This window comes from Caballeronia sordidicola (assembly GCF_000729995.1).
Lineage (GTDB): Bacteria > Pseudomonadota > Gammaproteobacteria > Burkholderiales > Burkholderiaceae > Caballeronia > Caballeronia sordidicola_A.
Window position 1 is genome coordinate 1 of sequence record NZ_JNFG01000193.1, and the last position, 351, is coordinate 351.

Sequence of the window (351 nt, forward strand, 5' to 3'; positions counted from 1 at the left end):
ACCTGCTGAGTTCGCTGGAGAGCGTGCAGGACGTGTTGAGCGAGGGTATCGGACAAAGCGGGCCGGTGGTGGTCGAGGTGGACATGCTGGCCATTGGCGACTTCGCCACACCTTTCGCAGGTCCCGCCATTAAAAAACCGGAACCTGTAGATCTGAATCCGGAAAAGCTTGAGTTTTATGGTTGATCGGCTGTGCGCTCGCTGGAATAGCGTCGCAACGTTCGCGAATGTATGCAGCAGAAGAGCTTTTACTGGGGCTTGAATGACAGTCCGCTGGCGTGGGCGAACTGAACAGGAGCAATGGCATGACGATTCTAGGCATTGAGCAAATCAAATATGGCGTGACGGATCT

Annotated in this window: 1 protein-coding gene; it reads left to right on the forward strand. The window is 54.4% G+C overall.

Annotated features, from left to right (window positions below; translation table 11 throughout):
• Nucleotides 1–185: hypothetical protein (locus tag FH08_RS52725; protein ID WP_035568181.1), on the forward strand; the 185-nt coding region annotated here is incomplete at its 5' end.
• Between the last annotated feature and the right edge of the window lie 166 nt (nucleotides 186–351).